Here is a 15,965-nt window from a genome sequence, read left to right on the forward strand (position 1 = left end):
CTATTCGTCCAGCAGAATGTTGTCGTAGGGCATGTCGTATTCGGTGACCGGGCTAGTAAAGCCGTGGAGCCGCTTGGAATGCGCCCAGATGCTCGGCACGTAGACGAGCGGCGCAATCGCGTCGTTGTCCCTGAGCCAGTCGTAAACCTTCTGGATGGTCGGCTGGATCTGATCCCCGGACGCGGCCGTCGCTGCATTGATCAACGGATCGAGGTTGACCGGGTCCGTAACCAGCTTGCCTTCGACGTCATTCTTGAAAGTCGACAGGCAGAGCGCCACGATCGAGCCGAACGGATCGTATGGTGCGCCGTAGGTCAGGAAGAAGCCGAGATCGTATTTCTGCTCCAGCATGTCCGTGTGCTTGGAGGCATGGTCGACCGAGCGGATCACCAGATCAATGCCGATCTCCTTCATCTCGGACTGGATGACTTCGGCAATCACGCGCGATCCTGGCACGGCGTCCGGGCTGACGACCAGTTCGAGCGTCAGCGGCTTGCCGTCCTTGGACCTTATGGGACTTCCGGTCCAGCCGGCCTTTTCGAGCAGCGCCGATGCGGCCGCGGCGTCGCGGACCGGTGCATCATATTGCGTCCCGGCATAGGGCAAAGCGCCTGAGAACATGTTGCCGGCAGGCTTGGCGTAGCCGTGGTAGAGCACCTTGGAGATCGCCGCGCGATCGATGCCGATGCTGACGGCCTTTCGCACCTGCGAATCCTTGAGCGCCTCGGCGCGGTCGGGGTTGAACGCCATCACCAGCGTGACGTTGCCCGGATCGACGACGACGTTGAAGCCGGCCCCCTCGAGCTGCTTGCCCTCTTCCGGTGTCAGCGGCGCAATCCAGAAACCGCCGATCAGGTCGATTTCGCCGGCGCGCAGAGCCGCGACCCGCGACCGGGCATCGGGAATAACCTTGGCCTCAAGGCGTTCATAGGACGGCAACTGACCCCAGTAGCCCTCGTGATGTTCGAAGACACTCTGGGTGTCGTCGGCGCTGATCTGGCGCCACGGCCCCGTTCCGACCGGGTCCTTGAACTTGCCGTCGGCGCCCACCGATTTGGGCGACAGGAAGCGCGTCGGCCGCGTATAGGAAAGTTCCTGCATCAGCGCCAGGACCGGCTCCTTGAAATGCAGGGTGATGTGGTAGTCGTCGACCACCTCCAGCGACTGGAAGTGCTTGGAGCAGTTCATCCAACTGAACTGGTCGAGACCCATCCAGCGCTCGAGATTCCACTTGCAGGACGCGGCGTCGAACTTGGTGCCGTCCTGGAACGTCACGCCCTGGCGCAAAGTCAGGTGCAGCGTCTTGCCGCCGTCCTCGATCTTCCAGTCGGTCGCCAGGCACGGCTCGATCTGGCCGCCCTTGCCGTATCTGACGAGCGGCTCGAACATCAGATCCTGGATCGCCCAGATGGCATAATGGCTCTGCGGATCGAGATTGCCGGCAGGCTTGGCGATGGCGACCCGCAGCGTGCCGGCAGCGCCCTGCGCATAGGCGATTTTCGACAGGGCACCCTGTGCGATGGCCAAGCCGATAGCGCCGGCCGCCCCTTGCAGGAACGTACGTCTATTCACTGACATGAGTTTTCTCCTCCGTTTTGGCGCTCCTCGCGCCGTCGATACAAGTGGCCTCCACACCATTTTGTATAGACATATCGAGTGTCTCATGCATACAATATTGCGTCAAGATCGTATTTTAGATTGTCGACATTTCAGACGACAAAATGCGAAATCGACGAACGTCGGGAGGAAGATGAGCTGCGACCATTGGCTCTCTCGCCGCGCTGGGCCTGCAACGAAGCGCTGAAGGCGCGAATCCTGGGCACCTAAGACGCCCGACGCTTTCAGCAATATCGATGATTATTGTATGCAATCTTGGAGGAACTGAATGCTGATCAAACTCATAAATCCGAATACCACTTCAACCATGACAGAGCTCATGGGTGACACTGCTCGAACGGTTGCTGCTTCTGGAAGCGAAATAGTCCTGGCGACGTCGCGCTCGGGTGCTGCCTCGATCGAGGGGCACTACGACGAGGCTTTGAGCGTGGTGGGGGTGATCGACGAGATTGCGCAAGGGAAACCAGCGGACGCTTACATCATCGGCTGCTTTGGCGAACCCGGCCTGCTCGCCGCCCGCGAAATCACCGCGTCACCAGTCCTGGGCATCGCCGAATCTGCCATGCATGCCGCGACGTTCGTGGCGACGAGTTTCTCGATCGTAACGACTCTTGAGCGGACTCGGATCATCTCCGAGCACCTCGTCCGCAGCTACGGGATGCAGAACCACTGCCGGCGCGTGCGCGCCACTGATGTGCCCGTGCTCGACCTAGAAAAGCCGGATTCGACAGCAGATGCCGCGATATTGGCGGAGTGTCAGAAGGCTCTCATTGAAGATCGCGCAGAAGCGATCGTGCTCGGTTGCGCAGGGATGTCGAACCTAGTGGAGCGCTTGCAGCAACGACTGGGTGTTCCCGTCATCGACGGCGTTGCCGCCGCCGTCAAGTTCGCCGAGGCGATTGTGGGCATGGGCCTGCGCACCTCGAAGGTCGGGGATCTGGCCTATCCGTTGCCGAAAGCCTACGCCGGAAAGCTCGCCGACTACGCCCCGGCCAGCCTCAAACTGCGCGAAAACGACAGCCTCGCAGCGCTCGCAACAGCCGTACGGAGCTAGTCATGGATTTCGATTTTACCGAACTGCCGGAAAAGGACCGCTACCGCCTGCTTTGCAGCTTTGTCGGACCGCGGCCAATTGCACTGGTCACCACCAATGACGAACAGGGCTGCAAGAACGCCGCGCCCATGAGTTTCTTCAACGTGTTCTCGCATGATCCGCCACTGCTGATCCTTGGCATGCAGACGCGGCCAGATGGCACGTCGAAGGACACCGTCGCCAACATCCGGCGGTCGGGCGAGTTCGTCGTTCATATGGTGGACATGGCGATCGCCAAGGAAATGATCGTCACCGGCGTCAATTTTCCAAGCGACGTCGACGAGATTGAAATCTCCGGGCTGACGAGCTTGCCTTCCGTCAAGGTCGCACCGCCGCGTATCCAGGAATCACCCTGCGCCATGGAATGCCGCGTGTCGCAGATCCTCGATTACGGCCGCCGCTCAATCGTCATCGGCGAAGTCGTGCAGATGTATGTCCGCGACGAATGCCTTGATGCGAGTGGCCGCTACGTGCTTCCGGAAGTCTACCAGCCTATCGCCCGCTTGCATGCCAACAACTACATCGTCGCCGACAACCAGTTCGTCCTGACGAAGCCTGACGAATTCGCCCACCACGATATCGCTGCCGGCTATGGAGAGCCGCCTCCTGAGGCGAATGGTGTGTCAGAAGAGAGCCGCGATCGAAAGATCGGCCGGCCGTAAACATCACCGGGTCGAAGCACCCTGTAAGGCGCTTCGACCCCAACGGACCACAGCGAGGCTCTCATGCCTCAAGTATCGACGATACTTTGCTCGAAGTCGTCTGCACCGGCTAGACGCACAACCACTAAGATATTAAATCGCGGGTTTAAGGTGTTTCGAGAGAACTTCATGTTCAAGGACGACCGATCCGCGGAGAAGCAGACCAGTTGGTGGCCGATCTATGTCGCTTTGCGCGATGCGATTGTCAGTCATCGGCTGGCACCCGGCACGAAACTGCCTGAGGACGAGCTGGCGTCGATCTACGACGTCAGCCGAACCGTCGTTCGATCGGCACTTCAGGCGCTCACCCATGACCGACTTGCGCAACTTCAGCCAAATCGCGGAACCTTCATCGCCAGCCCGACCAAACAGGAAGCCCGCGAGGTTTTTGAGGCGAGGCTCCTGATCGAACCGAGGGCTGCTTCAATCGCGGCCGAAGTTGCCAAGAAGTCGGATATCTCCAGGCTGCGCAAGCATATGCAGGCGGAGCACGAGGCGGTCAGCTCAGGGGACGCCAGCGATGCGATTGCTGCATCGGCGCAGTTTCACATAGAGATCGCTGAAATCGCCAATCACACGGCGCTCACGAACTTCGTTCGCGAGCTCGTTTCCAGTTCGTCGCTCGTCGTCGCGCTCTATTGGAAGAAGCGTGAGACCACATGCGAAAGCCATGCGCACGAAGCCTTGGTCGAGGCGATTGCGGATGGCGACGGCGCGCGGGCGGCCGCGCTTATGAAAAGCCACCTCAAAGACGTTCTGTCGGGGCTGGATGTTGGCCTGGCGGCGGCGAAGCAGGAACGGCTGGCGGATATTCTGCGCGTACGCTGAGCTTTCCGAATGGATAAGGGCAGCGAGCTATTCGGCGCCGCCCTTCGACTCAGCCGTTGCTGCTGGAACAATCGAGCTGACGACAATGAGGGGTTTCCCGGACGATGCTGACGCCGGAAGCGCAAGCCTTATCCACTGTTGGCGCCCGCGGACGATGACAACAAATAGCCGGGCAATCTGTTCCGGGCCGCGATCCTCCGAGATCTTCTCAGCATCTGTTTTGTCAAACAGGGCTTTCTGGAATTCAACCGGGTCCGTGTCAGGCAGTGCCAGGGTGCACGTATCGACCGCCCTGCCATCCAGCGATGCCTCGGTGACGCCAATGATGGTTCCCGCGGGCAGGTGACCATCCGGCTTGATAGTTAGCCAGACCCGCACCATCGATGGTTTGGCGATTGGTGCCAGTTCGTCAAAGCCGACTTCCCCGAGGCTCTCCCATTCGCGACGATGAGCGTCTTCACTCATTCGCAGAAAGTTCGGCCCGTCGGCCAGGCAGATACGGTGGAATTCTTCGAAGACCTCCGCGGACCCGTCGACGGCTACTGCCGACAGCGGCAGGGATGCAATGAGAATGGCCCCGAGAAGGGCAGTTCGACCGTGCACGATGGAACTCGTCGTTCTTGTGAAACTGGGCGTTTCGACACAACGCCCGCGGTTGCCGATGGTTCCTTTGGGCACACCGCTGGCAGGCACCCGTTGCCGGCTTTTCTCGCCGGCAACGGGCTTATCCGCCTACATCATGCGCTTGATTTCCGAATACGCTCCGTCAGTCTTGAGGGTGACGGTCACCGGCTCGGTGGTGCGGTTGCGCCAGAACCAGCCGTGATTGCCGTCGAAGGCCGCTTCGAGCACGCCGCTGTCCTCCGCAGCACCGCGCCCTTTTTCGTAGCTGATGTTTTCGCCACCCCCATCTCCATGGGCATCGAAGTTCACCTTCGAGCCGTTTGCGGTCCAGGAGAAGTTTGCTTTCGCGCCCTTCAGCATGGCGAGTTTGACCTCGGCACCCTCACCCGGCTGCAGCGTCACCGAGATTTCGTCCTGGCGAACTTCCTGCGCATAGGCGCTGGAGATGCCGAATTCGCGGATGATGCGCTCCATCAGACTGGAGCCCTGCTGGGGCGCAGCATCGATCGCCGGCGAGGTGGCGTTGTCACCGCTGGCTTGCCTGTCGCGTTCGGCCTCCTCGGCGAGCTGGGTCTTGATCTCGCCCATTTCGGTGAGGCCGAGGGCCGAGCCTGCGCCAGTCGGGTCGATGCCGTATTCCGACGGGAGGACAACGCTTACCAGGATGGCTGCGGCCGCAAGCGCGGCGAAAACGGTCGAACGGAGAAGCTGTGCGGAGCTCGGGAGATCATCGGGCGACGGTGCTTGTGAATTGAACATGTTCTGTCTCTTTCTTGGGAGTTAGGATGCGAAATAGCCGGTGAGCTGGTAGCCGATCAGCACGAAGCCGGCGGTCATCATCAGCACGTTGGCTGCGTAGGCATGTTTCAGGAAGCTTGGGGTTTTCCGCCAATAGCTCATGGCGATCAGGATCATTCCAAGCGCGATAAGCTGGCCAATCTCCACGCCGACATTAAAGGCGAGAAGGTTTGGAACGAGCCCATCGGGAGAAATGTCGTATTCGATGATCTTGGTGGAGAGACCGAAGCCGTGGAAGAAGCCGAAGACCAGCGTCGCGACCTTGGTGTTCGGCTGGAAGCCGAGCCATCGTTGGAAGGCACCGAGATTATCGAGCGCCTTGTAGACCACCGAAAGCCCTATGATCGCGTCGATGATGTAGCTGTTGATGCCAATGTTGAAGTAGACGCCGAGCAGCATCGTTGTCGAATGGCCGATGGCAAAGAGGCTCACATAGATACCGATGTGCTTCAGCCGATAGAGGAAGAAGATCACGCCGAAGAGAAACAGGATGTGGTCGTATCCCGTGACCATGTGTTTGGCGCCAAGATAGATGAACGGGATGATGTTGATCCCGGAGATCTCCTGGATATAGCCCTTGTCGCCCTCGGCGACGGCGTGGGCAGTCGCCGTGCCTGCCAACGCGAGCAGAGACAAGGCAGCAAGGATGAACCGGAGGACATGCGAGCCGGGCGCAATCCTGCGCCGCCCGCCTCCAACTGGTGCTAGCTTCATATGTAGAATCCGTTATTTCGTTAAACCCGCCGCCGGAGCGGCAATCGTCAGGTCAACGTCACGGGGCGAGGCGGGCGATCGATGCCGTAGGGCGGCCGACCCGTCAGGTCAGGGCTTAGAACAATATAGGTGGCACCGGGCAGCGCCCGCGTTCCCGCGTGATCGAAGGCCACCAACTCCGCCTTGTCGTGGGTGTGATCGGCGTGGTGGTGGTCAGCAACATCCCCCGTTGCATCATCGACATCGCCTTCATCATGCGAATGATCACCGTGATCCTGGTGATCACTGGAAACCATCACCTCGACACTCGCGGAATGAAGGCGCGGTGCGTGTGAACCTGGGGCGGAGAACGCATATAACAGCATGGCGATGCTTGCCGCGAAGGCGGCAAGAACAGTCAGTAATCTCTGTCCCGGGCGAAGCATCATGAGCGCACTGATAGCCGTGTTCGCGAATTCCGGCAAGATTCCCAGTTGAAATATCCCCTCCAGGGGGATAGGAACTAGTCATGGAACAACATCGGCACGACACCCATCCCGAGATCGTCAAGCGGCTCAAGCGGGCCGAGGGACATTTGAAAAGCGTCATCGCGATGATCGAGGCGGGAAGACCCTGCCTCGATATCGCACAGCAGCTCCATGCGGTGGAGAAGGCGATCACGCAAGCGAAACGGACTCTGATCCAGGACCATCTGGATCATTGCCTCGAAGAGACGGTCGGGGCCTTGCCCCGAGACCAGCGCCAATCGATCGATGAGTTCAAGTCGATCACCAAGTACCTTTGAGGTTTGTCCCAATGCCCGCTTTCGCCGACCTGATCCAGCAGGGGTCCGCCCATGCCTGGTTGTTTGTTCCGAGCGCCATCCTGCTCGGTGCACTTCATGGGCTCGAGCCTGGCCACTCGAAGACCATGATGGCCGCTTTCATCGTCGCCATACGAGGCACGGTCGCGCAGGCGGTCCTGCTCGGGCTTGCCGCGACCGTCTCGCACACGATCATCGTCTGGGGGATTGCGTTTGCGGGCATGTACGTCTGGCGAGGGGTGGATTCCGAGGTCTTCGAGCCGTATTTCCAGCTCGCCTCCGCAGCCATCATTGTCGTCATTGCACTGTGGATGCTGTGGCGGACCTGGCAGGACCAGCAGCGAGCCAAAGCGGCGGCTGGCCACGACCATCACGGGCACCACGATCATGCCCACGGCCAGCCACATGGTCATGGTCACGACGACGTCCGCAAGATCGATACCGGACACGGCGTCTTCAGCGTCGAGGTCTACGAGGATGGCGTGCCGCCACGCTGGCGCATTCGCTCCGAACGCGGCCACAACTGGAATTCGGCACACGATGTCAGCGTCGTGACGGAACGTCCGGACGGATCGCGACAGACGTTCAGCTTTGTCAAGCAAGGCGGCTTCCTTGATGGCTACCTAGAATCGATCGAGGAGATCCCGGAGCCGCATGAATTCATGGCACGGGTGAGCATCGGCCAAGGCGATCATTCCCATGACTACGATCTAGCTTTCGTCGAGGGGCATGGCCACGATCATATCCACGAGGAGCTTCGGGGGCTGCAGGTCGCGACGGACGGCTATCAGGACGCCCATGAGCTGGCGCATGCCAACGACATTCATCGCAGGTTTGCCAACCAGAACGTGACCAACGGGCAGATCGTGCTCTTCGGATTGACCGGCGGGCTTATTCCCTGTCCGGCCGCCATCACCGTGCTGCTGCTCTGCCTGCAACTCAAAGAGTTCACGCTGGGCTTCGTCCTGGTCCTGTGCTTCTCGATCGGCCTGGCGCTGACCCTCGTCGCCGTCGGCGCAGCCGCGGCGTTGAGCGTGCGCCACGCGACGAAACGGTGGAGCTGGTTCGGTACGGTCGCGCGGCGCGCTCCCTATTTCTCCAGCATCCTGATCATCGCCGTCGGCCTCTATGTCGGCTTCCAGGGATGGTCCGGCCTATCCGCCCATTCGGCGCAAGGATCAGCCGCAATGTCCTCCATCACCGCGACTGAATGAGCCGAGGCCATCATGCTGCAAGTTCTTGCCAACCGCACCTACCGCCACCTGTTCCTGGCGCAGGTCATCGCGCTGATCGGAACCGGGCTTGCCACCGTCGCACTCGGACTTCTGGCCTATGACCTCGCAGGCACGCAAGCCGGCGCTGTCCTCGGCACGGCGCTCGCCATCAAGATGATCGCCTATGTCGGCGTGGCACCCATCGCGGCCGCTTTCGCCGAGCGACTGCCGCGGCGCGCGATGCTTGTCTCACTCGACCTCGTTCGCGCCGCCGTGGCGCTGCTGCTGCCGTTCGTCAGCGAGATCTGGCAGGTCTATATGCTGATCTTCGTGTTGCAGTTAGCGTCGGCCGCGTTCACCCCGACCTTCCAGGCGACCATCCCGGACGTGCTGCCGGACGAAAAGGAATATACCCGCGCGCTGTCGCTTTCGCGGCTTGCCTACGATCTTGAAAGCGTCGCCAGCCCAATGCTGGCGGCCGCCCTTCTGACCGTCGTCAGCTTCCACAGCCTGTTTGCGGGAACCGTAGTCGGGTTCCTCGCTTCGGCTGCCCTCGCCGTCTCCGTCGTGCTGCCGAGCCCGAAGGCTGCGGAGCGGCGCGGCATCTACGATCGCACGACGCGGGGCCTGCGCATCTATCTGTCGACCCCGCGCCTCCGCGGTCTGCTCGCGCTCAGCCTCGCGGTCTCGGCGGCCGGATCGATGGTCATTGTCAACACTGTTGTCCTCGTCCAGGCTGAGTTCGGCCTCACCCAGCGCGCAACGGCGCTTGCCCTTGCGGCCTTCGGCGGAGGCTCGATGATTGCCGCCCTGCTGCTGCCGCGTCTCCTCGACAAGACACCGGACCGTACCGCCATGTTGGCCGGCACTGCCGTTCTTGTCGCCGGATTGTTCGTCGGCGTGTTCGTGCCAAGTTTTGGACTGCTGTTGCCGCTTTGGGCAATGATCGGCCTTGGCTATTCCCTGGCTCAGACGCCATCCGGCCGTCTGCTACGCCGTTCCTCCCACCCGGAAGATCGGCCGGCACTTTTTGCCGCGCAGTTCGCCCTATCGCACGCCTGCTGGCTGATCACCTATCCGCTCGCCGGTTGGCTTGGGGCCACGGTCGGTCTATCGGCAACATTCGCGACGCTCGGGGTGATCGCCGCGGCCGCGATCTTCGTCGCGACCCGGCTCTGGCCGGCACATGACCCTGACGAGATCGAACACGTCCACGAAGAACTTGATGATGACCATCTTCACGTTGTCGGCGCCACCCGTGACGGCAACGGACGCCGGCACACCCATGTCTTCGTGATCGACCGCCATCACCCGGATTGGCCGGCCGAACGATGACGACTGGAGCCGATCCCTCGCCCCGCGCGTACAAACGATGAGCGAGCTCGCTATCTATGCCGGGCTGTTCCTGGTGGCGCTCGCCGCGGCAACAATCCTGCCGATGCAGTCGGAGGCGGCGCTGGCCGGCCTGCTTCTTTCAGGTTTCTCGCCATGGCTGCTCATTACCGTCGCAAGTCTCGGCAACGTACTCGGCTCAGTCCTCAACTGGCTTATCGGTCGCGGCATCGAGCGTTTCCGGAACAAGCGGTGTTTCCCGCAAGTGACGCCGGGTTGGAACGTGCGCGAGAGTGGTATCATCGTTATGGCAAGTGGTCGCTGCTGTTGAGCTGGGTGCCGATCGTCGGCGATCCGCTCACCGTCGTCGCGGGCGTCATGAAAGAGCCACTAACGCATTTTGTTGTGCTGGTGGCGATCGCCAAGGTGACGCGTTATCTGGCCGTGGCCGCCATCGCACTGAACTGGGCTTAGGGGCTTTGCTGCAGACAATCGTAGACCTTCAGCGCGACATCTATCTCACCTTCGCCGAGCACATCAAAGCCTTCGCGAATGGCGGCGGCTGGAGCGCTTTCCTCGCATTCCTGCCCATGGGCATCGTCTTCGGCGCGGTGCACGCGATAACGCCTGGGCACAGCAAGGCCGTGCTCGCCACCTATCTGACGGGGTCATCGGCGGGGATCACTCGCGGATTGACGGTGTCGATCGCGCTGTCGGTCACTCACGTCACCATGGCCGTGCTGATCGCGCTGTTCTCGCTGCCGCTGGTTTCCGTCATGCTCGGCAGTGCCGGTTCGGCGCCGCTGCTGGAGGACGTGAGCCGCGGTCTGCTCGGAGTGATCGGAGCCTGGATGCTCTGGAGCGCATTGTTCCGCCCGCCGCATTTCCACGGCGAGGGAGAACACGTCGCCGTCGGCTTGATGGCGGGCCTCATCCCCTGTCCGTTGACACTCTTCGTGATGACCTTCGCCATGTCGCGCGGCGTGCCCGAGGCGGGTATCATGTTCGCGGTCGTCATGATGACCGGGGTGGCGCTGACCCTCTCCAGCGTAGCGCTTGTGACGGTACTCTTCCGGACGCGGATAGAGAGGTTGCTCGCAACGCGACCGACACTGCTGACCAGGACCTCGAAGGCGGTCGAGGCGATCGCAGGCGTCATTCTCGTCGCAGTTGCGATCCACGAGATCCTGCGTTGACCTGAGCAGTCGAGCCGCTTGACAGCTCTGGTCAAAGAGCAGAAAACGTCGTGTATGGGGTTGCGATCACCCCACGAGGCGACAGCCGAAGCATCGCGTCCATTCAACCGCTCACCCGGAGGACGCGTCATGTCGTCACTTCTTGAAATTTCTCCCGATAAACTCGCCCGCCTGATTGGCACCCCGAAATGCCCTGTGCTTATCGACGTCCGCATTGATGAGGACTTCGACGCCGACCCGCGCCTGGTACCGGGCTCGGTCCGGCACGACTACCGCACTGTGCAGGAATGGGCTCAAGAGATCGATGGTGACTCCGCCGTCGTCATCTGCCATCGAGGCAAGCAACTCAGCTATGGTGTTGCCGCCTGGCTCCGCCACCATGGCATTGCCGCCGACGTCCTCGACGGCGGCTTCGAGGCCTGGGCAGAGCGCGGCCATCCGGCCGTGCCCGTATCCGCGATACCGCAGCGGGATACGAACGGACGCACTGTCTGGGTAACCCGGGCGCGGCCGAAGATCGACCGGATCGCCTGCCCGTGGCTGATCCGCCGTTTTGTCGACCCACGGGCGGTCTTCCTGTTCGTGTCGCCGCCGGAGGTCGAGATGGTCGGCGAACGCTTCGCCGCAACCCCCTTCGACATCGACGCTCCTGTCCGCTGGAGCCATAGGGGCGAGCTCTGCACCTTCGACGTGATGATCGAGGAATTCGGTCTTTCGACGGAGCCACTCTTGCGGCTCGCGACCATCGTGCGCGGCGCGGACACCTCGCGCCTCGATCTCGCGCCGGAAGCATCAGGTCTGCTGGCGGCGTCGCTCGGCCTGTCGCGTATGTATGCCGACGATCTCGAGCAGCTCGAAGCGGGGATGTTGCTCTATGACGCTTTCTATCGCTGGTGCCGCGATGCCACCGAGGAAACGCACAACTGGCCTTCGCCGAAAAAGGATGCCTGAGATGACCGAGATTGCCGACAAGGCCGCGCCGGATGCGGCGCGGCAGCCATACAGCCACGGCATCCCCTTCAGCGAAGGCGTCCGCGTCTGGCTGAGAGTGGCCGCGTTGAGCTTCGGCGGTCCGGCCGGGCAGATCGCGGTGATGCATCGCATCCTCGTCGACGAGAAGCGCTGGATCGGCGAGCACCGCTTCCTGCATGCGCTGAACTACTGCATGCTGCTGCCCGGTCCGGAAGCGCAGCAGCTCGCCGTCTATATCGGCTGGCTGCTGCACCGAACCGCCGGCGGTCTCGTTGCCGGCACGCTCTTCGTGCTGCCGGGGTTCCTTGCCATCCTGGGTTTGAGCTACATCTACGCCGCCTTCGGCAATGTCACTGTCGTCGAAGGTTTGTTCTTCGGCCTTAAGGCGGCGGTGCTCGCCGTCGTCGTCCAGGCGGTCTTCCGCATCGGCGGCAGGGCGCTCAAGAACCGGCTGATGATCGGCATTGCCGCGGCGGCCTTCATCGCCATCTTTTTCTTCCGCGTGCCGTTTCCACTGATCATCCTGGCGGCCGGCATCATAGGCTATATCGGCGGCCGTACCGGTTCGCCACTCTTCAAGATCGGCGGCGGTCACAAGGCGGGAACCGGTCCGATCCTCAAGGACGAGGACTCGGTCCTCGGCGAAGAGACGCCGATCCACGCACGGCCGAACCTCGCCTGGTCGCTGCGAGTCTCGGCAGTGTTCCTTGCGCTGTGGCTCGTGCCACTCGCCTTGCTTTTTGTTTTCCTGGGGCCGGACAACGTCTTCACCCAGATCGGCATGTTCTTCAGCCAGATGGCGGTCGTGACCTTCGGCGGAGCCTACGCGGTGCTTGCCTATGTCGCCCAGGAGGCGGTTCAGCAATATGGCTGGTTGAAACCCGGCGAGATGCTCGACGGGCTCGGCATGGCCGAGACGACGCCTGGCCCGCTGATCATGGTGGTTCAGTTCGTCGGCTTCATGGGAGCCTATCGTGATCCCGGATCGCTGAACCCGATGACGGCGGCGACGCTTGCCGCGATCCTGACCACCTGGGTGACCTTCGTCCCCTGCTTCCTGTGGATCTTCCTTGGCGCGCCGTTTATCGAACGGCTGCGCAACAACGTGGCGCTGACAGGCGCGATGTCGGCGATCACTGCTGCCGTCGTCGGCGTGATCCTCAACCTCGCCGTCTGGTTCGGCCTGCACACGCTGTTTTCCGAGGTCGCGGCCTGGAACCTCGGGCGGTTCACTCTCGACGTGCCTGTGTTGAGCTCATTGGTTCTGCCGTCGCTCGTCCTGACCGTGGCAGCAGGGATCGCAATCTTCCGGTTCCGCGCGTCTGTCATCGCGACGCTGCTGGCCTGCGCCGTCGCCGGTATGATCTGGACGCTGATGAAGTCGTAAGCGCTAAAGCTGAGCGCAGGAGGCCGCTGGAGTAGTGAAATCCATGCAAAGCACCCATCCGGCGACCTATCTATTCGCAGCGCGCGCTCTGCGTGACTTCGGCGACGGCTTCGTGGCTATCCTGCTACCGGTCTATCTGCTCGCACTTGGATTTTCCCCGCTGCAGGTCGGCATCATCGCGACGGCATCGCTCTCAGGCTCCGCGCTTTTGACGATCGCCGTCGGCTTCCTCGGTGCGCGCCACGATCTTCGCTCGTCGCTTCTGGCCGCCGCCGGCCTGATGATTGCCACGGGCGTCGCCATGTCGATCGTGCAGGACTACTGGCTGCTGCTGGTGGTCGCATTTGCCGGCACGATCAATCCGTCGGCCGGCAGCGTGAGTGTCTTCGTGCCGCTGGAGCACGCGGCGCTCACTCGCGAAGTGACCGATGCGGAGCGGACGAGGATGTTTGCTCGCTACAGCCTCATCGGAGCGCTCGCAAGCGCCGCCGGCGCGCTCGCGGCCGCCCTGCCGGATTTTCCAATCGCCGTGGGGCTTGAACGACTGACCGCAATCAAGCTGATGTTCGTGCTCTACGCGCTCCTGGGAATCGTCGGCGGCCTCCTTTATGCCCGCATACCAAAGCGTATCGCCAGCCAGGATACTGCCAAGGCGGCGGCGCTTGGCCCCTCGCGCGCCATCGTCTTGAAGCTCGCAGCCCTGTTCAGCCTCGACGCCTTCGCGGGCGGCTTCGTCGTCCAGTCGCTGCTTGCCCTGTGGCTGTTCGAACGTTTCGATCTATCGCTCGCGCAAGCCGGGGTATTCTTCTTCTGGTCGGGCGTACTCTCGGCGTTCTCGTTTCCCGTCGCCGCATGGCTGTCACTGCGTATTGGCCTCATCAACACCATGGTGTTTACCCACATTCCGTCGAGCATTGCCCTACTGCTGGCGGCGTTCGCACCCACCTTGCCCATGGCGCTTGTCCTGCTGCTGATCCGGGCCGCCCTCTCTCAGATGGATGTGCCGACGCGCTCCTCCTATGTAATGGCCGTTGTTACCGAAGCCGAGCGAGCCGCCGCCGCAAGCGTCACATCCGTGCCGCGCAGTCTGGCCGCCGCGGTAAGCCCCGCCCTCGCAGGTGCACTTTTTGCTGCCTCGTATCGGTCGTTACCGCTCGTCATCTGCGCCACGCTGAAGATCACCTACGACTTTCTTTTGTTGCTGCAGTTCCGGCAGCTCAAAGCACCTGAGGAGCGCTGAAACTCTGTGATCGGGGTTCCATGGCAGACCGACGAGGAGGTTCTCCATGGAGACTACGTTGGAGGTTCTCACGACTGGCTAGACCAGACGTGAGGGGCATCGCCAATGGCGGGACGAGGCGAAGGCGCGGATCGTTTCGGAAAGCCTGCGGACGGGCGTAATAGTGAACGAGTGGCGGATCGCTATGGGCTCAAGGCGAACCACCTGTCGTCCTGGCGAACGATAGCGCGGCGGGGAAAGCTCAAGTGGCTATCTTCGACGCTCCCCTGCACACTCTGACTCGCGCAGGTTTCGGGACGACAACGGCGGGGCAGCGCAATCCCCGGATCCTGCCGGGCCATCCTTAAGGCTCTGGAGGCGTTCGCCACCCTCTACTCAGAGATCGCGCAGATAATTCTGAACGATCGGCTTGGGGTTACGGACAGCCTCGCTCATGCGCCCACGATTTCCGATGGCATCCAGGGGATGCGGTTCATAGCAGCCGCAATCGCATCGGCGGGGCACAACTCCCGCTGCACGAACCTTCATTTCAGTGAGCCGTCGGCATTACCGGTTCGCTGACGAGGCTCACGCTTGCGGCCTTGACCGACGATGATGCGGCCGCCCGTATGAGGTTTGAAGCCGATTGCATCGAGAGCCTCGCCGACGGTCTCTCCCTGCCTTGCAGCGGTAGCAAGTTCGGCGAGATCCTTCAGAGAGATCACCAACGTCATGTCTTCGGTCTTTTTCCGATTGCCGATAAGCTTAGGTATGCCGTTTCGGGCCTGCCCCAGTACTGCACTCAGTTCGTCCTTCGCCATTCTGACAGTTAGGGGTTCGCCACCGATCTGAGTGATCGTCTCCACGAGGCCATTGGCGATGTCCTGCCCGCTGGCGTTGCGGGCATCTTGAACCTGTTTGAGTATTCTGGCGTCCATGTGCTCCGAACTTCCGATCGAGGTTGGGGAGCGTGGCCACAAGTCTCAAGTGCGTGGCCACAGTCTATCTGCCACCGCTATCGAAGGGACGGGCGCCGGTTATGCCTTGCGTTCCCGATCAGTACTGATTTGTATCGAACGGCCCCCCAGCAGACACTCCCTCGTTCATCTCTGGCGCTCATGTGCTTCTAAGCTGCTTGGTCCCTTCTGGAGTGCGTCCTCTCATTCCGGAAACGGCGGCCTCGACCACCTCAGCAATGGGTCTCGATTTATGGATCATTCCGTTGCGACCGTAGTGCTCTTCTGGCCACTGGGTGTCATAGAAGATCGTGACGCACCTGTCGCCGTCGGCCCAACGAAACGCGAGCGCCCGCAGCTCACGATCGGCACAGGGAATCGCGGCATCAAGCAGCCGTCAAACCGGAGGGGTCCGTTTGTGCTAGCCGTGTGCTAGGGTATTTTGAATGCAAAAAGGGCTCCGATTTTCCTCGAAGCCCTTTGATATTGCTCGTAAACTTTGGGTGCGAGGG

16 protein-coding genes and 1 pseudogene are annotated in these 15,965 nt (G+C 61.6%); 11 read left to right on the forward strand and 6 right to left on the reverse strand.

What is annotated here, in order from left to right; translation table 11 throughout:
• Nucleotides 1-1,578, reverse strand: a complete 1,578-nt coding sequence (locus tag BC363_RS20610) for a nickel ABC transporter substrate-binding protein (protein WP_065784184.1) — start codon at nt 1,576-1,578, stop codon at nt 1-3.
• 307 nt (nt 1,579-1,885) lie between these two features.
• On the opposite strand from BC363_RS20610, the gene BC363_RS20615 reads away from it, so the two are divergent.
• From BC363_RS20615 to BC363_RS20625, 3 genes are all read left to right on the forward strand, one after another.
• Nucleotides 1,886-2,671 carry an aspartate/glutamate racemase family protein gene (locus BC363_RS20615; protein WP_065784185.1) on the forward strand — a complete coding sequence of 262 codons (786 nt, stop codon included), beginning with the start codon at nt 1,886-1,888 and terminating at the stop codon, nt 2,669-2,671.
• A gap of 2 nt (nt 2,672-2,673) precedes the next feature.
• On the forward strand, nt 2,674-3,372 hold the full coding sequence (locus tag BC363_RS20620; protein ID WP_065784186.1) for a flavin reductase family protein: 699 nt from the start codon (nt 2,674-2,676) through the stop codon (nt 3,370-3,372).
• A 168-nt stretch (nt 3,373-3,540) separates the two neighbouring features.
• Nucleotides 3,541-4,239, forward strand: a complete 699-nt coding sequence (locus BC363_RS20625) for a GntR family transcriptional regulator (protein WP_065784187.1) — start codon at nt 3,541-3,543, stop codon at nt 4,237-4,239.
• 27 nt (nt 4,240-4,266) lie between these two features.
• Here BC363_RS20625 and BC363_RS20630 read toward each other — a convergent pair whose 3' ends face one another.
• From BC363_RS20630 to BC363_RS33675, 4 genes are all read right to left on the reverse strand, one after another.
• Nucleotides 4,267-4,842 (reverse strand): hypothetical protein, encoded by a 576-nt coding sequence (locus BC363_RS20630; RefSeq protein ID WP_065784188.1) that lies wholly within the window; start codon nt 4,840-4,842, stop codon nt 4,267-4,269.
• Between the two features lie 129 nt (nt 4,843-4,971).
• Nucleotides 4,972-5,622 carry a transmembrane anchor protein gene (locus BC363_RS20635; RefSeq protein ID WP_065784189.1) on the reverse strand — a complete coding sequence of 217 codons (651 nt, stop codon included), beginning with the start codon at nt 5,620-5,622 and terminating at the stop codon, nt 4,972-4,974.
• A 21-nt stretch (nt 5,623-5,643) separates the two neighbouring features.
• Nucleotides 5,644-6,375, reverse strand: a complete 732-nt coding sequence (locus tag BC363_RS20640; RefSeq protein ID WP_065784190.1) for a HupE/UreJ family protein — start codon at nt 6,373-6,375, stop codon at nt 5,644-5,646.
• A gap of 47 nt (nt 6,376-6,422) precedes the next feature.
• Complete coding sequence (locus tag BC363_RS33675) at nt 6,423-6,839, reverse strand: hypothetical protein (protein WP_244512760.1); 417 nt, start codon at nt 6,837-6,839, stop codon at nt 6,423-6,425.
• Between the two features lie 44 nt (nt 6,840-6,883).
• On the opposite strand from BC363_RS33675, the gene BC363_RS20645 reads away from it, so the two are divergent.
• The 8 genes and pseudogenes from BC363_RS20645 to BC363_RS20680 all read left to right on the forward strand — a co-directional run bounded on the left by BC363_RS20645 (nt 6,884) and on the right by BC363_RS20680 (nt 14,518).
• A complete protein-coding gene (locus BC363_RS20645; RefSeq protein ID WP_065784191.1) occupies nt 6,884-7,159 on the forward strand; it encodes a metal-sensing transcriptional repressor in 276 nt (91 codons plus the stop codon).
• Between the two features lie 11 nt (nt 7,160-7,170).
• Complete coding sequence (locus BC363_RS20650) at nt 7,171-8,391, forward strand: nickel/cobalt efflux transporter (protein ID WP_065784192.1); 1,221 nt, start codon at nt 7,171-7,173, stop codon at nt 8,389-8,391.
• Between the two features lie 12 nt (nt 8,392-8,403).
• Nucleotides 8,404-9,726: an MFS transporter gene (locus BC363_RS20655; protein WP_065784193.1), complete on the forward strand. Its 1,323-nt coding sequence runs from the start codon at nt 8,404-8,406 to the stop codon at nt 9,724-9,726.
• Between the two features lie 37 nt (nt 9,727-9,763).
• Nucleotides 9,764-10,197 (forward strand): annotated as a pseudogene (locus BC363_RS20660) (YqaA family protein).
• 5 nt (nt 10,198-10,202) lie between these two features.
• Complete coding sequence (locus BC363_RS20665; RefSeq protein WP_065784194.1) at nt 10,203-10,919, forward strand: nickel/cobalt transporter; 717 nt, start codon at nt 10,203-10,205, stop codon at nt 10,917-10,919.
• Nucleotides 10,920-11,048: 129 nt separating this feature from the next.
• Nucleotides 11,049-11,870 carry a sulfurtransferase/chromate resistance protein gene (locus BC363_RS20670; RefSeq protein ID WP_065784195.1) on the forward strand — a complete coding sequence of 274 codons (822 nt, stop codon included), beginning with the start codon at nt 11,049-11,051 and terminating at the stop codon, nt 11,868-11,870.
• Nucleotides 11,863-13,278 (forward strand): chromate efflux transporter, encoded by a 1,416-nt coding sequence (gene chrA, locus BC363_RS20675; RefSeq protein ID WP_065784196.1) that lies wholly within the window; start codon nt 11,863-11,865, stop codon nt 13,276-13,278. The genes BC363_RS20670 and chrA overlap by 8 nt, the downstream gene beginning before the upstream one ends.
• Before the next feature lie 34 nt (nt 13,279-13,312).
• Nucleotides 13,313-14,518: an MFS transporter gene (locus BC363_RS20680; RefSeq protein WP_065784197.1), complete on the forward strand. Its 1,206-nt coding sequence runs from the start codon at nt 13,313-13,315 to the stop codon at nt 14,516-14,518.
• Between the two features lie 524 nt (nt 14,519-15,042).
• On the opposite strand, the gene BC363_RS20685 is transcribed toward BC363_RS20680, so the two are convergent.
• Nucleotides 15,043-15,435 (reverse strand): hypothetical protein, encoded by a 393-nt coding sequence (locus tag BC363_RS20685; RefSeq protein ID WP_065784198.1) that lies wholly within the window; start codon nt 15,433-15,435, stop codon nt 15,043-15,045.
• Nucleotides 15,436-15,965 lie beyond the last annotated feature (530 nt).

The organism is Ensifer sp. LC384 (assembly GCF_001695865.1).
Taxonomy (GTDB): domain Bacteria; phylum Pseudomonadota; class Alphaproteobacteria; order Rhizobiales; family Rhizobiaceae; genus Ensifer.

Excerpts from the sequence above, each read along its gene's own strand:
- BC363_RS20640 (WP_065784190.1), bottom strand. The coding sequence starts at position 6,375 with ATGAAGCTAGCACCAGTTGGAGGCGGGCGGCGCAGGATTGCGCCCGGC.
- BC363_RS20635 (WP_065784189.1), bottom strand. The coding sequence starts at position 5,622 with ATGTTCAATTCACAAGCACCGTCGCCCGATGATCTCCCGAGCTCCGCA.
- BC363_RS20650 (WP_065784192.1), top strand. The coding sequence starts at position 7,171 with ATGCCCGCTTTCGCCGACCTGATCCAGCAGGGGTCCGCCCATGCCTGG.
- BC363_RS20615 (WP_065784185.1), top strand. The coding sequence starts at position 1,886 with ATGCTGATCAAACTCATAAATCCGAATACCACTTCAACCATGACAGAG.
- BC363_RS20645 (WP_065784191.1), top strand. The coding sequence starts at position 6,884 with ATGGAACAACATCGGCACGACACCCATCCCGAGATCGTCAAGCGGCTC.
- BC363_RS20625 (WP_065784187.1), top strand. The coding sequence starts at position 3,541 with ATGTTCAAGGACGACCGATCCGCGGAGAAGCAGACCAGTTGGTGGCCG.
- BC363_RS20610 (WP_065784184.1), bottom strand. The coding sequence starts at position 1,578 with ATGTCAGTGAATAGACGTACGTTCCTGCAAGGGGCGGCCGGCGCTATC.
- BC363_RS20670 (WP_065784195.1), top strand. The coding sequence starts at position 11,049 with ATGTCGTCACTTCTTGAAATTTCTCCCGATAAACTCGCCCGCCTGATT.
- BC363_RS20685 (WP_065784198.1), bottom strand. The coding sequence starts at position 15,435 with ATGGACGCCAGAATACTCAAACAGGTTCAAGATGCCCGCAACGCCAGC.
- chrA (WP_065784196.1), top strand. The coding sequence starts at position 11,863 with ATGCCTGAGATGACCGAGATTGCCGACAAGGCCGCGCCGGATGCGGCG.
- BC363_RS20620 (WP_065784186.1), top strand. The coding sequence starts at position 2,674 with ATGGATTTCGATTTTACCGAACTGCCGGAAAAGGACCGCTACCGCCTG.
- BC363_RS20655 (WP_065784193.1), top strand. The coding sequence starts at position 8,404 with ATGCTGCAAGTTCTTGCCAACCGCACCTACCGCCACCTGTTCCTGGCG.